This window comes from Nocardia sp. NPDC051929 (assembly GCF_044548645.1).
In the GTDB taxonomy this organism is placed as follows: domain Bacteria; phylum Actinomycetota; class Actinomycetes; order Mycobacteriales; family Mycobacteriaceae; genus Nocardia; species Nocardia sichangensis.
The window spans coordinates 23,590-38,390 of record NZ_JBIUCG010000010.1 but is presented as its reverse complement, the minus strand read 5'-3'; the positions used below and the strand labels follow the sequence as shown (position 1 = coordinate 38,390).

Annotated in this window: 13 protein-coding genes; 8 read left to right on the top strand and 5 right to left on the bottom strand. The window is 67.6% G+C overall.

Features of this window, described 5'->3' with window-relative positions; translation table 11 throughout:
• Positions 1–6 precede the first annotated feature (6 nt).
• Positions 7–1,251 carry a PucR family transcriptional regulator gene (locus tag ACIHAX_RS14550; RefSeq protein WP_397277802.1) on the bottom strand — a complete coding sequence of 415 codons (1,245 nt, stop codon included), beginning with the start codon at positions 1,249–1,251 and terminating at the stop codon, positions 7–9.
• A gap of 177 nt (positions 1,252–1,428) precedes the next feature.
• Here ACIHAX_RS14550 and ACIHAX_RS14545 point away from each other — a divergent pair, with 177 nt between their 5' ends.
• The 3 genes from ACIHAX_RS14545 (at position 1,429) to ACIHAX_RS14535 (ending at position 6,492) form a co-directional block, all read left to right on the top strand.
• The gene (locus ACIHAX_RS14545) at positions 1,429–2,997 is read left to right on the top strand and encodes a GMC family oxidoreductase (protein WP_397277800.1); all 1,569 of its coding nucleotides are present in this window, start codon (positions 1,429–1,431) and stop codon (positions 2,995–2,997) included.
• Positions 2,994–4,694 carry an aldehyde dehydrogenase family protein gene (locus ACIHAX_RS14540; RefSeq protein WP_397075953.1) on the top strand — a complete coding sequence of 567 codons (1,701 nt, stop codon included), beginning with the start codon at positions 2,994–2,996 and terminating at the stop codon, positions 4,692–4,694. Before ACIHAX_RS14545 ends, ACIHAX_RS14540 begins: the two co-directional genes overlap by 4 nt.
• A 121-nt stretch (positions 4,695–4,815) precedes the next feature.
• Positions 4,816–6,492, top strand: coding sequence for a long-chain fatty acid--CoA ligase (locus tag ACIHAX_RS14535; protein WP_397278066.1), 1,677 nt, complete (start codon positions 4,816–4,818; stop codon positions 6,490–6,492).
• A 71-nt stretch (positions 6,493–6,563) separates the two neighbouring features.
• Here ACIHAX_RS14535 and ACIHAX_RS14530 read toward each other — a convergent pair whose 3' ends face one another.
• The 3 genes from ACIHAX_RS14530 to ACIHAX_RS14520 form a co-directional block, all read right to left on the bottom strand.
• Positions 6,564–7,067 carry a hypothetical protein gene (locus ACIHAX_RS14530; RefSeq protein ID WP_397277798.1) on the bottom strand — a complete coding sequence of 168 codons (504 nt, stop codon included), beginning with the start codon at positions 7,065–7,067 and terminating at the stop codon, positions 6,564–6,566.
• Positions 7,068–7,078: 11 nt separating this feature from the next.
• Positions 7,079–8,287 carry an alcohol dehydrogenase catalytic domain-containing protein gene (locus ACIHAX_RS14525; RefSeq protein WP_397277796.1) on the bottom strand — a complete coding sequence of 403 codons (1,209 nt, stop codon included), beginning with the start codon at positions 8,285–8,287 and terminating at the stop codon, positions 7,079–7,081.
• 66 nt (positions 8,288–8,353) lie between these two features.
• The gene (locus ACIHAX_RS14520; protein WP_356964245.1) at positions 8,354–8,695 is read right to left on the bottom strand and encodes a DUF3140 domain-containing protein; all 342 of its coding nucleotides are present in this window, start codon (positions 8,693–8,695) and stop codon (positions 8,354–8,356) included.
• Positions 8,696–8,834: 139 nt separating this feature from the next.
• Here ACIHAX_RS14520 and ACIHAX_RS14515 point away from each other — a divergent pair, with 139 nt between their 5' ends.
• From ACIHAX_RS14515 to ACIHAX_RS14505, 3 genes are all read left to right on the top strand, one after another.
• Positions 8,835–9,929: a Vms1/Ankzf1 family peptidyl-tRNA hydrolase gene (locus ACIHAX_RS14515; RefSeq protein ID WP_397277794.1), complete on the top strand. Its 1,095-nt coding sequence runs from the start codon at positions 8,835–8,837 to the stop codon at positions 9,927–9,929.
• A 340-nt stretch (positions 9,930–10,269) separates the two neighbouring features.
• The gene (locus ACIHAX_RS14510; RefSeq protein ID WP_397277792.1) at positions 10,270–10,617 is read left to right on the top strand and encodes a hypothetical protein; all 348 of its coding nucleotides are present in this window, start codon (positions 10,270–10,272) and stop codon (positions 10,615–10,617) included.
• Entirely contained in the window at positions 10,614–11,051 is a 438-nt protein-coding gene (locus ACIHAX_RS14505; protein ID WP_364426164.1) for a MerR family transcriptional regulator, read from the top strand. The genes ACIHAX_RS14510 and ACIHAX_RS14505 overlap by 4 nt, the downstream gene beginning before the upstream one ends.
• A gap of 265 nt (positions 11,052–11,316) precedes the next feature.
• On the opposite strand, the gene ACIHAX_RS14500 is transcribed toward ACIHAX_RS14505, so the two are convergent.
• Positions 11,317–12,339 carry an AsnC family transcriptional regulator gene (locus ACIHAX_RS14500; protein WP_355073825.1) on the bottom strand — a complete coding sequence of 341 codons (1,023 nt, stop codon included), beginning with the start codon at positions 12,337–12,339 and terminating at the stop codon, positions 11,317–11,319.
• 136 nt (positions 12,340–12,475) lie between these two features.
• Between ACIHAX_RS14500 and ACIHAX_RS14495 the strand changes: the two genes are divergently transcribed.
• A complete protein-coding gene (locus ACIHAX_RS14495) occupies positions 12,476–13,330 on the top strand; it encodes an NAD(P)H-binding protein (protein WP_364426160.1) in 855 nt (284 codons plus the stop codon).
• A 136-nt stretch (positions 13,331–13,466) separates the two neighbouring features.
• Positions 13,467–14,696 (top strand): lipase family protein, encoded by a 1,230-nt coding sequence (locus tag ACIHAX_RS14490; RefSeq protein ID WP_397278064.1) that lies wholly within the window; start codon positions 13,467–13,469, stop codon positions 14,694–14,696.
• Positions 14,697–14,801 lie beyond the last annotated feature (105 nt).

The window sequence follows — 14,801 nt, the reverse complement described above, 5'->3', positions numbered from 1 at the left end:
TTGTGATCAGAAGCCGAGGCGTTTTGCCTGGCCACGCGACGGGGGATCGGCGGCAATCCCGGACCGGTCCAGTCCGATGAGCCGCACGGCGGTCAGGGCGACGTAGAGTTCGGCGGCCGCTTTGGGATCGGAGCAGCGGCGGTCGGTCAGGGTTTCGATGCGGCGCAGCCGGTAGTGGATGGTGTTGCGGTGGTAGTGCAGACGTTGCGCGACTTCGGTATTGGAGCCTCCGCATTCGAACCACATGGCGAGCGTGTCGAGAAGGGGATCGCACTCCTCTGGTGGCAGGTCGAGTACGGGTCCGAGGATTTCGTGCGCCATTTCGTGCGCAGCGGACGGAGCATGCGCGAGGACGAGCGGGATGGGTGTGTCACCGTAGACGGTGACCGTGGCGGTGCCTGCCGGTGCGCAACGCCCGGCCAGTTCGGCCTCCCGCAGTGCGGCGCCTGCGTCCCCCGCGGTCGAGAACGGGCGGCTCACGCCGACCCGGCCTGTGGCGTGTTGCCGCAGTTGAGCGAGTACCTGCTGGTGCGCGCGCTCGGTGGCCGGGCTGAGCAGCCCGATGCGAGCGCCGGCTTCGGTGATCCAGATCGATTCGACGTATTCGGCGCGGAGCCGGGACTCGATGCCCATCAGTGGCGCCAGTGCTTCGGGATCGGCTTCGGCATGCACGACGACGAAGCTGCCCAGCGGGGGCAGGTGGAGGGCGCGGGCGATGTCGCGTTGTGTCGGATCGTGGGAATCGCCGTTCAGTAGACGGCGCAACAGAGCGCGGCGTTCGGAATCGTCGTGGCGGACTCGCTCGGTCAGATAGTCGCCGTACGCCTCGGCCGCCGCTCCCGAATAGTCGTCGATGATCCGCCACATCTCCGACCCGAGCTGGGGCAACACGTCGAGTCTCGTGCCGGTGGCCACTGCGAGCGCGCGTTCCCACAGCAGTCGTCCGGCCAGCCGGTACGCGTGCAGCACCGCGGGGAGGGGCACGCCGAGCTCGGCTTTGACCCGGCCCACCACGGTAGCGGGCTGCAGCCGACGCCCGACACCGCCGGAGAGCTGGCCCAGCAGCGAGACGAGGTTGTCGCGGACGACGAAGCCCAGCTCAGCGTCGGTGAGCGCGGTCGATTCCGCGTAGGCGTGGTCCCCGGTCCGGATCCGGCCGACGAGTTCGGCGGTGAGGTCGTCGACCTCCGCGAGCAGCGTGCGCGCCACCGCGGCGGAATCATTCACGGGCGGCTCCGTCAGCGTGGTCATGGATAGATGGTAGGCATTCGCCGGGAATGCGCTTGTGCTCTGGCACACATATCCGCCGTGGATCGGTAGGCCCGTGCACATGGTGGTTCGAGGCATCCCCCCAGCAGTATCGACTTCGACAGTGACCGGGGTCATAGCGCCCCGATTCGAGAATTGATTTCGAGAGAGGTGCCGACCGTGTACGACTATGTCGTCGTAGGCGCCGGATCCGCCGGATCCGTGCTGGCGAGTCGATTGTCCGAGGACCGGCGGGTCCAGGTGGCCGTGATCGAGGCGGGGCCGCAGGACACGGCGGACGAAATCCATCTGCCGGTCGCATTTCCCTCTCTGTTCAAAAGTCCGCTCGATTGGGATTACGACACCGAGCCCGAGGCCGGGCTGCAATTCCGCCGCGCCTATCTGCCGCGTGGGCGTGTGGTCGGCGGGAGCAGCTCCATGAACGCGATGATCTACATTCGCGGAGCACGTGCCGACTACGACGGATGGGCCGCGGGCGGCGCCGACGGATGGAGCTACGACGAAGTCCTTCCCTATTTCATCAAGGCCGAGGACAACGAACGCGGAAAGGACGCCTACCACGGCGTCGGCGGGCCGCTGGCGGTGAGCGAAAGCCGATCGCGGCATCCACTGGGCGACGCGTTCCTGCGCGCCGCCGAGCAAGCGGGCCACCTCCGCAACGAGGACTTCAACGGGTCCACGCAGCTGGGCGTCGGTCGCTATCAGGTGACACAGCGCAATGGCATGCGGTGCAGCGCCGCCGTCGGTTATCTGCACCCGGCCGCGTCGCGCCCCAATCTGACGGTGGTCACCGGCGCGCTCGCCCATCGAGTCGTCATCGAGAACGGCCGCGCGACCGGTGTGGTCATCGGCCGGGACGGCAGCACGGAAGTGATCCAGGCCCGGCGCGAGGTTGTTCTCGCCGCGGGCGCATACGGATCGGCGCATCTGCTGCTGTTGTCGGGTGTCGGCCCGGCCGATCAGCTGTCGGCGTTCGGGATCGAGACGATCCGCGACCTGCCGGTCGGGCGGAATCTGCAAGACCATCTGTCGGTGTTCCTCAACTACCGCACCGATCGCGAGTCGCTGATGACCGCACTGACCCCGGAAAACCTCGCTCTGCTGCAGGAACAAGGACGCGGCCCGCTGACCTCCAATATCGGCGAGGCAGGGGGCTTCATCGAGACCCGCGGCGGTCTCGCGGGGCCCGACATCCAGTTCCATATGGCGCCGGTGCTGTTCCACGGTGAAGGCATGGGGGCCGCGACGGAGCACGGATACGCCTTCGGCCCGTGCCTGATCAACCCGACGAGCCGCGGCGAAGTCACCTTGCGTTCCGCGTCCCCCGGCACGGCGCCACGTATCCAGCACAACTATCTCCAGACCGGAGAGGACCGCCAGAGCGTGATCGCCGGGCTGCGCAGCGCCCTCGGGATCGCCGATCAACCCGCGCTCCGGGAGCTCACCACCGGTGAATTCGCTACCCCCACCGGCGATTCCGATGCCGAGCTGCTCGATTTCGCGGCTCGGACGGCGCAGACCCTGTACCACCCGACGTCGACCTGCGCGATCGGCGCCGTCGTGGACCCGCGATTGCGCGTGCTGGGATTGCGCGGTCTGCGCGTGGCCGACGCGTCGGTCATGCCGTCGGTAGTGCGCGGAAACACCAACGCTCCCACGATCATGATCGGCGAGAAGGCTTCCGACATGGTCCTCGAGGACGCCGAATCGGAAGGAACCGAAGCATGACCTCGACCGTGACGGCAACCGTCGGCGCCGCGGTCTCCGCACTACGGCGTGGTGAAGTCGAATGGGCGCGCACCGCGCTGCCCGCACGGCGCCGACTGCTGGATCAGATTCATGTCAACACGGCGCGGCATGCGCAGGAGTGGGTCGAGACCGCGGCCCGGATCAAGAAACTGACCTCGGATTCGCCCTTGCTCGGTGAGGAGTGGGTGAGCGGACCGTATTCCCTGCTGACCGGGGCTGCCGCGCTCGCGGAATCCTTGCTGGCATTGGAGGAGGGGCGCAGCCCGGTCGACGGATACCCGATGCGTCCGGCCCCCGGTGGCCGGACGGCCGTCGAAGTGTTTCCGCACGGAGTGTTCGACGCCCTGCTGCTCAACGGATTCCGCGCCGAAGTCTGGTCGCGGCCCGGCGTCGACGCCGAAACCGTTCGCGCCCGTGCGGGCCTGGGGCAGCGCACGCCGACCAGCACCGGCGGCATCGGCGTCGTCCTGGGGGCGGGCAACATCTTCTCGATCGCCCCTCTGGACGTGTTGTACCAGCTCTACGCGGACAACAGGGTGGTGGCGCTGAAGCTCAACCCGATCACCGATCCGCTGCTGCCGGTGCTGGAGAAGATCTTCGCTCCGGCGATAGAGCGCGGATTCGTGCGCCTGATCACCGGCGGCCCTGAAGTCGGCGCGGCCTTGGTGCACCACCCGGATGTCGACGCCGTCCACATGACCGGCAGCGCGGCGACCCACGACGCCATCGTGTTCGGCACCGGAGCGGAGGCCGAACGGAACAAGGCGGCAGGCACGCCCAGACTCACGAAGCCGATCACCAGCGAACTCGGCGGTGTTTCTCCCACCATCGTGGTGCCGGGCCGATGGTCCAACGCGGACCTGCGCTTCCAAGCCGAGCACCTGGCGACGCAGCGCCTCCACAACAACGGGTACAACTGCATCGCCGCACAGGTGGCGGTGATCTCCGCGGATTGGCCGCAAAAGGAGCGGTTCCTCGCCGAACTCCGTGCGGCTATCGGCCGCGCGCCGCAGCGGCCGGACTACTATCCCGGATCCTCCGACCGTGTCGAGGCCGCCCGACAGAGCTACCCGCAGGCGCAAGTGATCGGCGCACGCACCCTCATCGAGGGCCTGACACCGAATCGGCGCGAGCCCGCTCTGCACACCGAATACTTCGCCCCGGTGCTCGGCGTGATCGAATTGCCCGGCGGCGACCCGGCCGAGTTCCTGGCGCGGGCGGTGCAGGTATGCAACGACGAGTTCGAGGGCACGCTCGGCGTCAACATCATCGCCCACCCGGCCACCATCAAACAGTTGGGCGACCGATTCGACACGGCCGTCACCGAACTGCGCTACGGCACGATCGCTGTCAACGCCTGGACCGGCTTGGGCTACCTCACCGCCCGCGCGTCGTGGGGCGCCTTCCCTGGGCACTCTCTGACCGATATCCAGAGCGGCATCGGTGTGGTGCACAACGCCTTGCTGATCGCCGAACCGGAACGAACCGTCCTGCGCGGGCCGTTCCGCCCCTCGCCTCGGTCGCTGCTGCACGGCGAATTCAGCCTGTCGCCGAAGCCGCCGTGGTTCGTCACCAACCGCACGGGCGCCACCACCTTGCGGCGTTTGACCAACTTCGCGAAGAAGCCCGGCGTCGCCCCGCTCGCGCCGATTTTCGCCTCCGCGCTGCGCGGCTGAAACCCATGAGACCAGCCCGGGCCCGGCGGCAACGTCGGCCCGGGCTCACCACGTTCCCGTCGGCCGGGCATTCTTCGAGAAAGACGAGCACGAAATGACTTACCCCGAGCACGACCTGCCGATGCCGAGCACCATGCAGGATGAACCCCTTTCCTTGGCGACGCTGCTGCGCTACGCCACCACCGTGCACGCCGATGCCACGGTCCGCACCTGGACGGGCAGCGGGTCGCGGGTACTGACCTACCGCGAACTCGGTGATCGGGCCGCCCAACTCGCGCACGCCCTCACCGCGCTGGGAATCGGCCGCGGCGACCGAGTGGGCACTTTCATGTGGAACAACAACGAACACCTCCTCGCCTACTGTGCCGTACCCGCCATGGGCGCGGTGCTGCACACCCTGAATATCCGTCTCTTCCCGGAACAGATCGCCTTCGTCGCGAATCACGCGGGGGACAAGGCGGTGATCGTCGACGGTTCGCTGGTGCCCGCCTTCACGCAGGTGCTGCCGCAGTTGCGTACGGTCCGCCACGTCATCGTCGCCAACGGTGACGCGGCGGCGTTGCGCGCACCCGAGGGGGTGGCGGTACACGAACTCGACACGCTGCTGGCCGGACATTCGTCCACGTTCGACTTCCCCCTGCTCGACGAACGATCCGCCGCCGCGATGTGCTACACCTCCGGCACCACCGGTGACCCGAAAGGCGTTGTCTATTCGCACCGTTCGAACTGGCTGCACTCCATGCACGCCTGCACCACCGACGGCATGGGCATCAGGACGGGCGATCGGGTGCTGGCCATCGTCCCCTTGTTCCACGCCAACGCGTGGGGCCTGCCCTACGCCGCGCTCATGGTGGGCGCCTCGCTGGTGATGCCGGACCGCTTCCTGCAGCCGTCGCCGCTGCTGGAACTCATGGCAGCCGAACGCCCGAGTTTCGCCGCCGCCGTACCGACGGTGTGGAACGGTGTGCTCGCCGCGGTCGACGCCGCCCCGCAGGACCTCGGCCACCTGCGAGCGGTCGTGGTCGGAGGCTCGGCCGTGCCGCCGCAACTGATGCGCGCCTTCGAGGACCGCCACGGAGTGCGCATCATCCAGGCATGGGGGATGACCGAGACCTCGCCGCTGGGCTGCGTCGCGTGGCCGCCACCCGGAACCGAGGGCGAAGACGCCTACGCCTACCGGGTCACCCAGGGACGCTTCCCCGCTACGGTGCAAGCGCGCCTCGTCGGCGATGACGGCGCGGAGCTGCCCCGCGACGGAAAAGCCGTGGGGGAGCTGGAGGTTCGGGGGCCCTGGATCACCGCGTCCTATTACTCGCCGGATGCGGGCACGGTCGGCTCCGACGCGTTCCGTGACGGCTGGCTGCGCACCGGTGACGTCGGGACCATCACCGCCGACGGCTACCTCACCCTGGTCGATCGAGCCAAGGACATCATCAAGTCCGGCGGCGAATGGATCTCGTCGGTCGCGCTCGAGAACGCGATCATGGCGCACCCGGACGTCGTCGAGGCCGCCGTGTTCGGCGTACCCGACGAGAGATGGGACGAGCGACCGGTCGTCGCCGCCGCGTTGCGGGCCGGAGCGGAGGCGGACGCGGGCGTGCTGCGTGCGTTCTTGGCCGGTAGGACAGCGAAATGGCAACTGCCCGAGCGCTGGACTTTCCTGCCCGAAGTACCCAAGACCAGTGTCGGCAAATTCGACAAGAAAGCCCTGCGCGCCCGGTACTCGTCAGGCGAACTGGATATCGTCGTCATCGATTCGACTAGCACGCAGACGAACTCGGACAGCAGGGCGGGTTGACCGGCACAGGCTCGCCGACCCGGCTCCGCGCAGTCGCGAACCCATCACGGAGATGGCCGGCACCGCTGGGGTCATGCCCACGGCCACTGCCGACGTCGCCGCGAGGTCGAACGACTGTCGGCCATGGCGGCGTAGGTGAGGGAAGTGACCAGCCCGTACGCAAGATGTGGCACGAGATCACTGAGCCAGTCGGAACGTGTCCATCGGCGCGGATCGGAAACACCCAAGTTGAGAAGCGATAGCGCCGTGACGGACATGGCCGTGGCGGTATTGACCGTGCTGGCGGCGAGAATCGACGGCTGCCACTTCATGGAACGGGCGAAACCGTAGGCACAGCCGACCGAAACGCCGGTCCCCGTGCCCAGCAGCGCACCCGCGCCGGAAATCCGGCTGCGCCGTTGTTCCTCGTCACCGGGCACCTGCACGCCCAACCTGTCGGTCATGCGCTCGACGCTCTGTTCGGGCGTGCGACTCGGTGGTCGGCCGCGCGCGATCATGTCGAGGAAGGTGACGGCGTTCAACGCGGTCGTGCCCGCGGCTCCCGCCGCGGCGCCGCGGAGGATCGACTTCAGCATCGCTACACACCTCACATCGGCACGATCGTCTTCAGCCAGCCGTCTTCGCGCCGGTCGAACGTCTCGTAGGCCTCGATGATCGAGACCGGGTCGGCGCGCTGGGTGATGAAGGCGGTCGGATCGATGTCGCCCCGGGCCACCCTGCCCAACAGGCCGGGGACGTAGCGGCGGTGGTTGCAGTTGCCGCCCTGAACGATGAGATTGCGGTTGACCACGGCGCCGATCGGGAAAGCGTCGAAATTCGGCGGATAGACTCCGATGACGCCGACGCTACCGGCTTTGGCGACTGCCTCGAGTGCCCACCGCGCCGCCAAGCTGGGCGCGTCGCCGGCCAACCACTGCGCGCCCTCGGTCCTGCCCTGCGGGGCCGCCTTCTCGCGCTCGGCTTCCAGCGTCGAATCCGAAACCGGAAGATTCTGTGCGGCCGGTCCGGACTTCGGGCGTTGGGCATCCACACCGACCGCGTCGATCACCCTGTCCACTCCGATACCGCCGGTCAGCTCGCGCACCGTTGCCACCGGATCCTCGGCATTGAAATCGATCGGCTCGGCGTTCTGCGCGCGAGCGGTCGCCAGACGATCGGCGATACCGTCGACGACCAGCACCCGTGCCGCGCCTCGACGCTTCGCTGCGGCGATCGCGCATTGCCCGACCACGCCAGCACCGAGCACCAGTACCGTGTCGCCCTGCCCGACTTGCGCCAATCGGGCGCCGAACCAGCCGGTCGGCAGCACATCGGAGACCATGATCGCCTGTTCGTCGGACACCGAATCCGGGACTTTCACCAGCGTCGTGGCGGCGAAGGGGATGCGCGCGTAAGCGGCCTGCAGCCCCGCGACGGGGCCTGTGCTCTCCGGTCCGCCGAAGAAACTGGTTCCCGCCTGCGGTCCGTTCGGGTTCGCGGTATCGCACTGGGCGAAGTAGCCCGAACGACAGTAGGAGCAGGTCCCGCATGCGATGGTCGAGCACACTACGACCCGATCGCCCTGGCTGAACCCGCGCACCGCTGCCCCGGTCTCCTCCACCACTCCGACAGCCTCGTGCCCGAGCACTGTTCCCGGCTGCATGCCCGGCATCGTGCCGCGCACGAGATGGAGATCGGTACCGCAGATAGCCGAGGTCGTGATCCGCACAAGCGCATCGGTCGGTTCCACTATTTTGGGATCATCGACTTCGTCGAGCCGGATATCTCCCACGTCGTGCCACACCACTGCCTTCATCGAAGCACCCTCCTCGCCGTCAACTTGCAGAGCGCACACCCATCCGCTCGACTCGCGATGCGGAGTTCACGACGGCTGGAGTGGGTCGTGTCCGAGTGACATCAGATGCCTGCGCCAGTCGTCTCTGCCCGCGCGCGGCTCGCGCTCTGCTTCCGCACCGCGCGCCGCGGTGATCTCGTCCACGGCCCGGCGCATCACCGCGATGTCGTCGGCATCGAGGTCGGTACGACGTTTGCCGAGAACCGCAAGGATGCGCCGGCCGATCTCCGGCCCCGCGCGATCGGGTTCCGTTTCGGTGCCGGTATCGGCGCCTTCGGTGCGCAGCCAGTCGCGCAACTGCCGGGACGACATATTGACCAGGCGGTGGAATTCCTCCCACAGCTCATCGTCGATGACGGTTTCGGCCATGGCTTCACCTCCAGTCGGTTGTCCCGGCGGACGCGTGGCGACTACCCGGGCCTGGGTCGGCCAAACCACCGTTCGGAGCGTATTCCGAACGCACTCGCGGATTCGGATTCGTGCACGCCGAACCGGGTACGCGCCGGATGTGTATGGCACGAATCTCAGAGAAATAGCGCAACGGCGGGGCCCGTTCGTCTCGCTCTGCGTCGACGCCTCGCACGACACCGAAGACGCCGAGCAGCAAAAAGCGTTACGGTGGCGCTCGATCCGCGAGCGATTGGCCGCCCAGCACGTTCCCGAGAAGACGCTGACGCTACTCGACGACGCGATCAGCAAAGTCAAGGCGGAGAAAGGGCGTGCAGGCCGCCTGCTGATCGCCGATTCGGACAGCGTCCTCGTCGATCACATGCTCGCCGAGCCGCCCGCACGCGAGACAGTGCGGGTGTCGGCGCTTCCGTATCTGTTGCCTCTCATCGAGCAGCAGTCCCGTGAGGTGCCGCATGTGATCGCGGTCGTCGACCGTGTCGGCTGCGATCTGTACGGCGTCGACGAGGACGAGAACCTGATCGAGATGACCGCCGAAGGCACCGCGCATCCGGTGCACAAGATCCATCACGGCGGAGGGTGGGCACACCTTTCGATGCAGCGCCGGGTAGAGGAAGTGGTCCGCCGGAACGTCGGGGAGGCCGCCACGGCGGTCCGCGATCTCGCGGATCGCGTCGGAGCGCAGGTCATCGTGCTGGTCGGTGAGGTCGGCGCCCGCGCAGCGCTGGCAAAGGCACTCGATTCGCCTACCGCTCGGATCGTCGAGGTCGAGGCCGGTGCCCGGGCCGCGGGTGCTGACTCCGCCGCGCTGGAAGCGCAGGTGCAGCAAGCGGTGCGGACGCAGGCACGGCAGCGCCAGGGACAGGTCGTCGAGCAACTGAATACCGCGCGGGGCAGGGCAGACGGCCTGGCCGTCGAGGGGCTGCCCGAGACGGTCTCGGCGCTGCTGGCGGCGAACGCCGATACTTTGCTGATCGATCCGGACACCGTGGGGGACCGATCCGTCGAACTCGATCCGGAATTGCTTCGCGGCATCACCGCGGCGCAGTGGATCGATGATGCGACATCGTCTCGCGCCTACCGCGCGGACGAAGCGTTGCCGGTGGTCACATTGCTGCAGGGTGGCTCGATCGTGCCCGTCGAAGGTGCTGTCGTACCCCGGGAAGGGGTCGCCACCCTTTTGCGCCACCGCTAGCGCGCCGGTGTCCAGCAACCGCAACAGGAGAAGATCCCATGGAACGAGGAAATACCAAGCATGGTCCCGTACACGACGACGAGTTGGCCCACGAGTTGGAAGGCACGATACGAGGCAATCGTTCCAGCCGAGCAGAAGAGTGGCATGACCCCGAGCCGCCGGCTGACGACGACACCCTCATCAACGAACAGGTGCAACGGACCGAACATCCGTAGCACTTCGAACTGAAGCATCGAATTTGCCGGACGCTGTAATACAGCAGTGCGGAATGGTGGACGTACGCACGTTTCCGCGGTTCGAGGTTGCATCTTGTACCTGGGTACGGGCTTACCGTGAGGGCATGACGATCACGCCCCCGACCGGTGATTGGGTACCGGACTCGTGCACACTGCCCACCGTAGAACAGTCGGTACGAGTCGCTGAGTTCGACCGTTTCATCACCGGATCGGTGCGGCGCACGGATCGGTCCGCGCGCACGCGACTGAATCTCCTACTGGCCGCCGAGGCGGAGGAGGAGGGCCGTGACCTCGCCGCGCGCGAGTCCGGTTGCTGCTCGTTCTTCACCTTCGGCTTCGACGCCACCGAGGACGGTCCGGTGATGCGTATCGCCGTTCCCGACAATCAGGCCGCGGTCCTCGACGCGCTGGCCGCGCGGGCGGACGCCTGGATCGGCGGCGATCGGCGTTGACCGGATTGCGCACCGGCGAGCTGGCCGCGGCCGCCGGGGTGAACACTCAGACGTTGCGGTACTACGAGCGGCGCGGTCTGCTCGCCGAACCGCAGCGGTCTCTCGGCGGGCATCGACTGTATCCGGAGCGGTCCGTCACGGTGTTGCGTGTGATCAAGGCGGCCCAGCGGCTGGGGTTCACCCTCGACGAGGTGGCCGAGCTTTTGGCCGCCGCCCGATCGGGTCGCCGTACTGCTGTCGGGCTACAAGCGCGCGCGGCGGCCAAATTGGCCGAGATCGATGCGAAACTCACCGAGCTGACCGCGGTGCGCGACACCTTGCATGCCGCATTGGAGGCAGGTTGTGACGACTTGCTTGCCTGCAGCGAAAGCCCTTGTTGCCCAGTACCGTTCACCTCCGACTCCGCCGGTGAAGGAGGCGAGTGTGGGTGCTGAGCGCACGCGGACGCGACGCTGGTGGGTACCGATCGGGCTGGGCGCGCTTCTGTGTGTCGGATGCTGCGCGCTTCCAGTCCTGGTCGCCGCCGGAATCTTCGGCGGCGGGGTGGCGTTGGTGAGCCTTTCGTGGCTGGAGTCGCTGGGCATCGCCCTTATTGTCGCCGGTGCGATCGGTCTGTTGTGGACCCGCGCCCGGCGCGCCGGATGCACGACCACCTCGGGGCATTGCGCGGATGCGGGATGCGGCTGCGGCACGGGCGCCTCACTTCGAATTCGCCGCGCTTTTCGAACGACGGCTGGCTGTGCCGTGCCTGGTGCCTTCGGTGATGACGTGACCCGCGGCTTTGACCGTGGCGAGTACGGGTGTCACTTCCAGTGTTCGAATGGCGTCGTCGCTGCCGAGGCGGCGGGTCAGGTAATGGTGCAAGGCGCTGGGATTCGGGCACATCGCTTGGGCCACAAGGTTACTCGGACCGGTGGTGGCGAGCACGAAGGCGAGTTCGGGATGCCGCGCCAACTCGAGGCCGACCTGGTCGAGCCGCGCGGGAGCGACCGACATCCACAGCAGTGCCTGGGTGGTGGCGCCGAACCGGGTGTCGTCGGCCTGGACATCGAAGAAGATCTCGCCCTGCGCCCGTAGATCGGCCAGGCGGCGCGCGACCGTCGCCGGGGACCATCCGGTGGCTGCCGCCAGCTCGGCCAGCCCGGCCCGTCCATCGGCTTGCAGCGCGGACAACAGGGCATCGTCGGCGCTGGAGAGCCGGCGTGCGGACAGCGCGTCGTGATGGGGTGGTGTGAGTTGTCGCTGCTGGTGCTCGGTGAGGGTTGCGACTTGTCCGTGCCACGGCGTCGGACCGCCCAAATAGGTGTGGAGCACATAGTGCGCCGACACGGTCGTGATACCGGCGGTGCGGGGGATCTCCTGCAGCAGCAGCGGATGCGCCGCGTCCGCCTGGTGCGGCATGCGAAGGATGAGAAGGATTTCCGTGCCACCCGACAGGAGTTTGATCCATGAGGTGTCGGGTCGTCGGGCGAGGGAATGAGCGAGTGTCCGGGCTGCCGTCGTGGTGGCGCCGAGGCGGACCAGCCAGCGGGTGTGGTCGTCGCGGTCGAGACGGCTCAGCCCGACCACCCGCAACCCGGCCTCGGCGCGCAGTCGCCGGTAGCGCCGGGCCACCGTCTGCGTCGACACACCGAGCACCGTGCCGATACGGCTGAACGTTGCGCGGCCATCGATGTGCAGCGCATGGACGATGCCCCGGTCCAGCTCGTCTATCACGGTCATTTCTTTCAGCATTCCGTCTCTAATGGAAAATTTCCACCGATATCTCCCTGCGGATGGAGCTGGCGGGGCTCCGGGCCGATGCTGGGTCCCGTCGTCGGACAGGACGCGACGACAACGATCCACGGAAGGGACTCTCATGATTCTGGTTACCGGCGCCACCGGCACTGTCGGCCGCTCGCTCGTCGACCGACTCGTCGCCGCGAAGGTGCCCGTGCGCGCGATGACCCGTCGGCCCGCCGCCGCCGGTCTTCCCGCTGCCGTCGACGTCGTCGCGGGCGACTTGGGTGATCGCGGCAGCATCGCCGCGGCGCTGCGCGGGGTGGACCGCGTGTTCCTGCTTTCCACCGGCCCCGACATCCCAACCCACGACGCGAACCTGATGCGCGAAGCCGTACGCGCCGATGTCGCGCATGTCGTCAAGCTGTCCTCCGGGCGTACCGGCGACGACACCGCGACCGACCCCATCCCGAGCTGGCATCGCCGCGGTGAACAGGCACTGCGCGACAGCGGCATTCCGTGGACGATCCTCGGCCCGCTCGGGTTCATGGCCAACGCATTGCACTGGGCCGACTCGATTCGGAACCGCGACAGCGTGTTCGCCGCCTATGGCCACGGCCGCATCGCGGTCGTCGACGAACACGACATCGCCTCCGTCGCCGCCACCGTGCTCACCACCGACGGTCATGACGGGCGAACCTACCGGCTCAGCGGACCGGAGGCTTTGACCCCCGCCGAGATGACCGCCGTACTCGCCGACGTGCTGGGCAGGCCGCTACGGTTCCTGGAAGTCGAGCCCGCCGCCGCCCGTCAGGCGATCTTGGACCACGGACTTTCCGAGATCATGGCCGACGCCATCATGGCACTGCGAGCCACCGCGCTGGAGTCGTTCACCTCCGTCGTGCATCCGACGGTGCAGAAAGTCACCGGCGTGCGGCCGACCTCGTTCCGCGAATGGGCCACCCGACACCTTGCCGACTTCGCGCGTGTGTGACAGCGCGTGCACATCTCGATTCCTACCGTTTCAGATTTTCGTGCGGCGTGTCGCTGAAGGTCAGCCCGCAGCGTCGGATTTGAATGCAGGCTGGCCGGTCGACAAATGCGCGAACTACTGGAGGTAGAAGATCGTGATCCGGCGGTTTCTTTTGCCCGGCAGCAGGCGCAGCGGTGCGATCGGCGGTGTGGCACTCGGGCTGCTCTTGGCGACGACGGCAACCGCGCAACCGCTGTATCCACTGCCCGATCCGGACCCGTTCTATGCCGCCCCGGCGGATCTGGCGGCACACGAAGCAGGGGATGTGCTGGGTGTGCGGGCACTGCCCGCGCTGGCGATCTTCCCCGCAGCCACTGTCACGCTGGTCAAGTTCCGGTCCACCGACTCGCATGGAGCGCCGATCGCGGCGACTACGACGGTTCTGACTCCCTTCGCCCGACAGCCCGGCGGGCCGCTGTTGTCGTATCAGCACTTCATCAACGCGCTCGGCACCGGCTGCGCGATATCGCACAAGTTGTACAGCGACGATCTGAACCTGGTGGCGACCACGCCGATCTTGAACGTGGCGCTGGCCCAGGGCTGGACTGTGGCGCTGCCGGATCACCTCGGACCGCAGTTCGCTCTCGGGGCAGCGCGTTTGGGTGGCCATGTCGTATTGGACGGCATCCGTGCGGTGAAGCGGCTACCCGCACTCGCCGTGGAGCGCAGCCCCGCGGTCATGGCCGGTTATTCCGGCGGTGGCCTGGCCACCGCATGGGCGGCCGCGTTGCAGCCGGCATACGCACCGGAGCTGAAACTCGCGGGTGCGGCCATCGGTGGTGCCCCGATGAATCTGATGACGATGGCCGAGACACTGGGCCTGGACCGGCACCCCTCGTTCGGGTTGGCCATGGCGGCGGCGATCGGTCTGGAGCGGGAGTACCCGGACCGACTGCCGACGAGCTCGTATCTCAACCCGCGCGGCCTCGCGGTCGCTCAGGACATGGCCAACAGTTGCAGCAACGACATCCTCACCGCGGGCGTCGACGGCAGCGCTCGGGAGTACCTCGACAACACCTCGATCGTCGACAGCCGCGAAGCCCGCTCGGTGGTGGAGGAGAACAGCCTGGAACTCTATCCCGGTATGCCGGAAAACCCGATCCTCGAATGGCATTCGCCGAAGGACCAGCAGATTCCGCTCGGTGCGATCGAGAATACCGTCCGCCGCTGGTGCGCGGCCGGGGTGCGGGTGCAGACGGTGCTGGTGCCGTCGGTTGAACTGCCTTCCGCGCTGGAACATTTGGCCCCTGCGGTATTGGGTGCGCCTGCGGTGCTGCTGTGGCTCGAAGGCCGGGCCCGCGGAGAGCTCGCCCCTACCAATTGCTGACATCGACGCCCACGTAGCGAAGCGGAACTGCGGCAGATGGCCGCCGAACGCCGTGGGCGGATGGCCCCTGGCCGGCAGGAGGTAGACCGCGTCGGTGTGGTGCGC

Coding starts and splice junctions, on each gene's coding strand:
- ACIHAX_RS14550 (WP_397277802.1), bottom strand. CDS start 1,251: ATGACCACGCTGACGGAGCCGCCCGTGAATGATTCCGCCGCGGTGGCG.
- ACIHAX_RS14540 (WP_397075953.1), top strand. CDS start 2,994: ATGACCTCGACCGTGACGGCAACCGTCGGCGCCGCGGTCTCCGCACTA.
- ACIHAX_RS14535 (WP_397278066.1), top strand. CDS start 4,816: ATGCCGAGCACCATGCAGGATGAACCCCTTTCCTTGGCGACGCTGCTG.
- ACIHAX_RS14530 (WP_397277798.1), bottom strand. CDS start 7,067: ATGCTGAAGTCGATCCTCCGCGGCGCCGCGGCGGGAGCCGCGGGCACG.
- ACIHAX_RS14525 (WP_397277796.1), bottom strand. CDS start 8,287: ATGAAGGCAGTGGTGTGGCACGACGTGGGAGATATCCGGCTCGACGAA.
- ACIHAX_RS14520 (WP_356964245.1), bottom strand. CDS start 8,695: ATGGCCGAAACCGTCATCGACGATGAGCTGTGGGAGGAATTCCACCGC.
- ACIHAX_RS14510 (WP_397277792.1), top strand. CDS start 10,270: ATGACGATCACGCCCCCGACCGGTGATTGGGTACCGGACTCGTGCACA.
- ACIHAX_RS14500 (WP_355073825.1), bottom strand. CDS start 12,339: ATGACCGTGATAGACGAGCTGGACCGGGGCATCGTCCATGCGCTGCAC.
- ACIHAX_RS14495 (WP_364426160.1), top strand. CDS start 12,476: ATGATTCTGGTTACCGGCGCCACCGGCACTGTCGGCCGCTCGCTCGTC.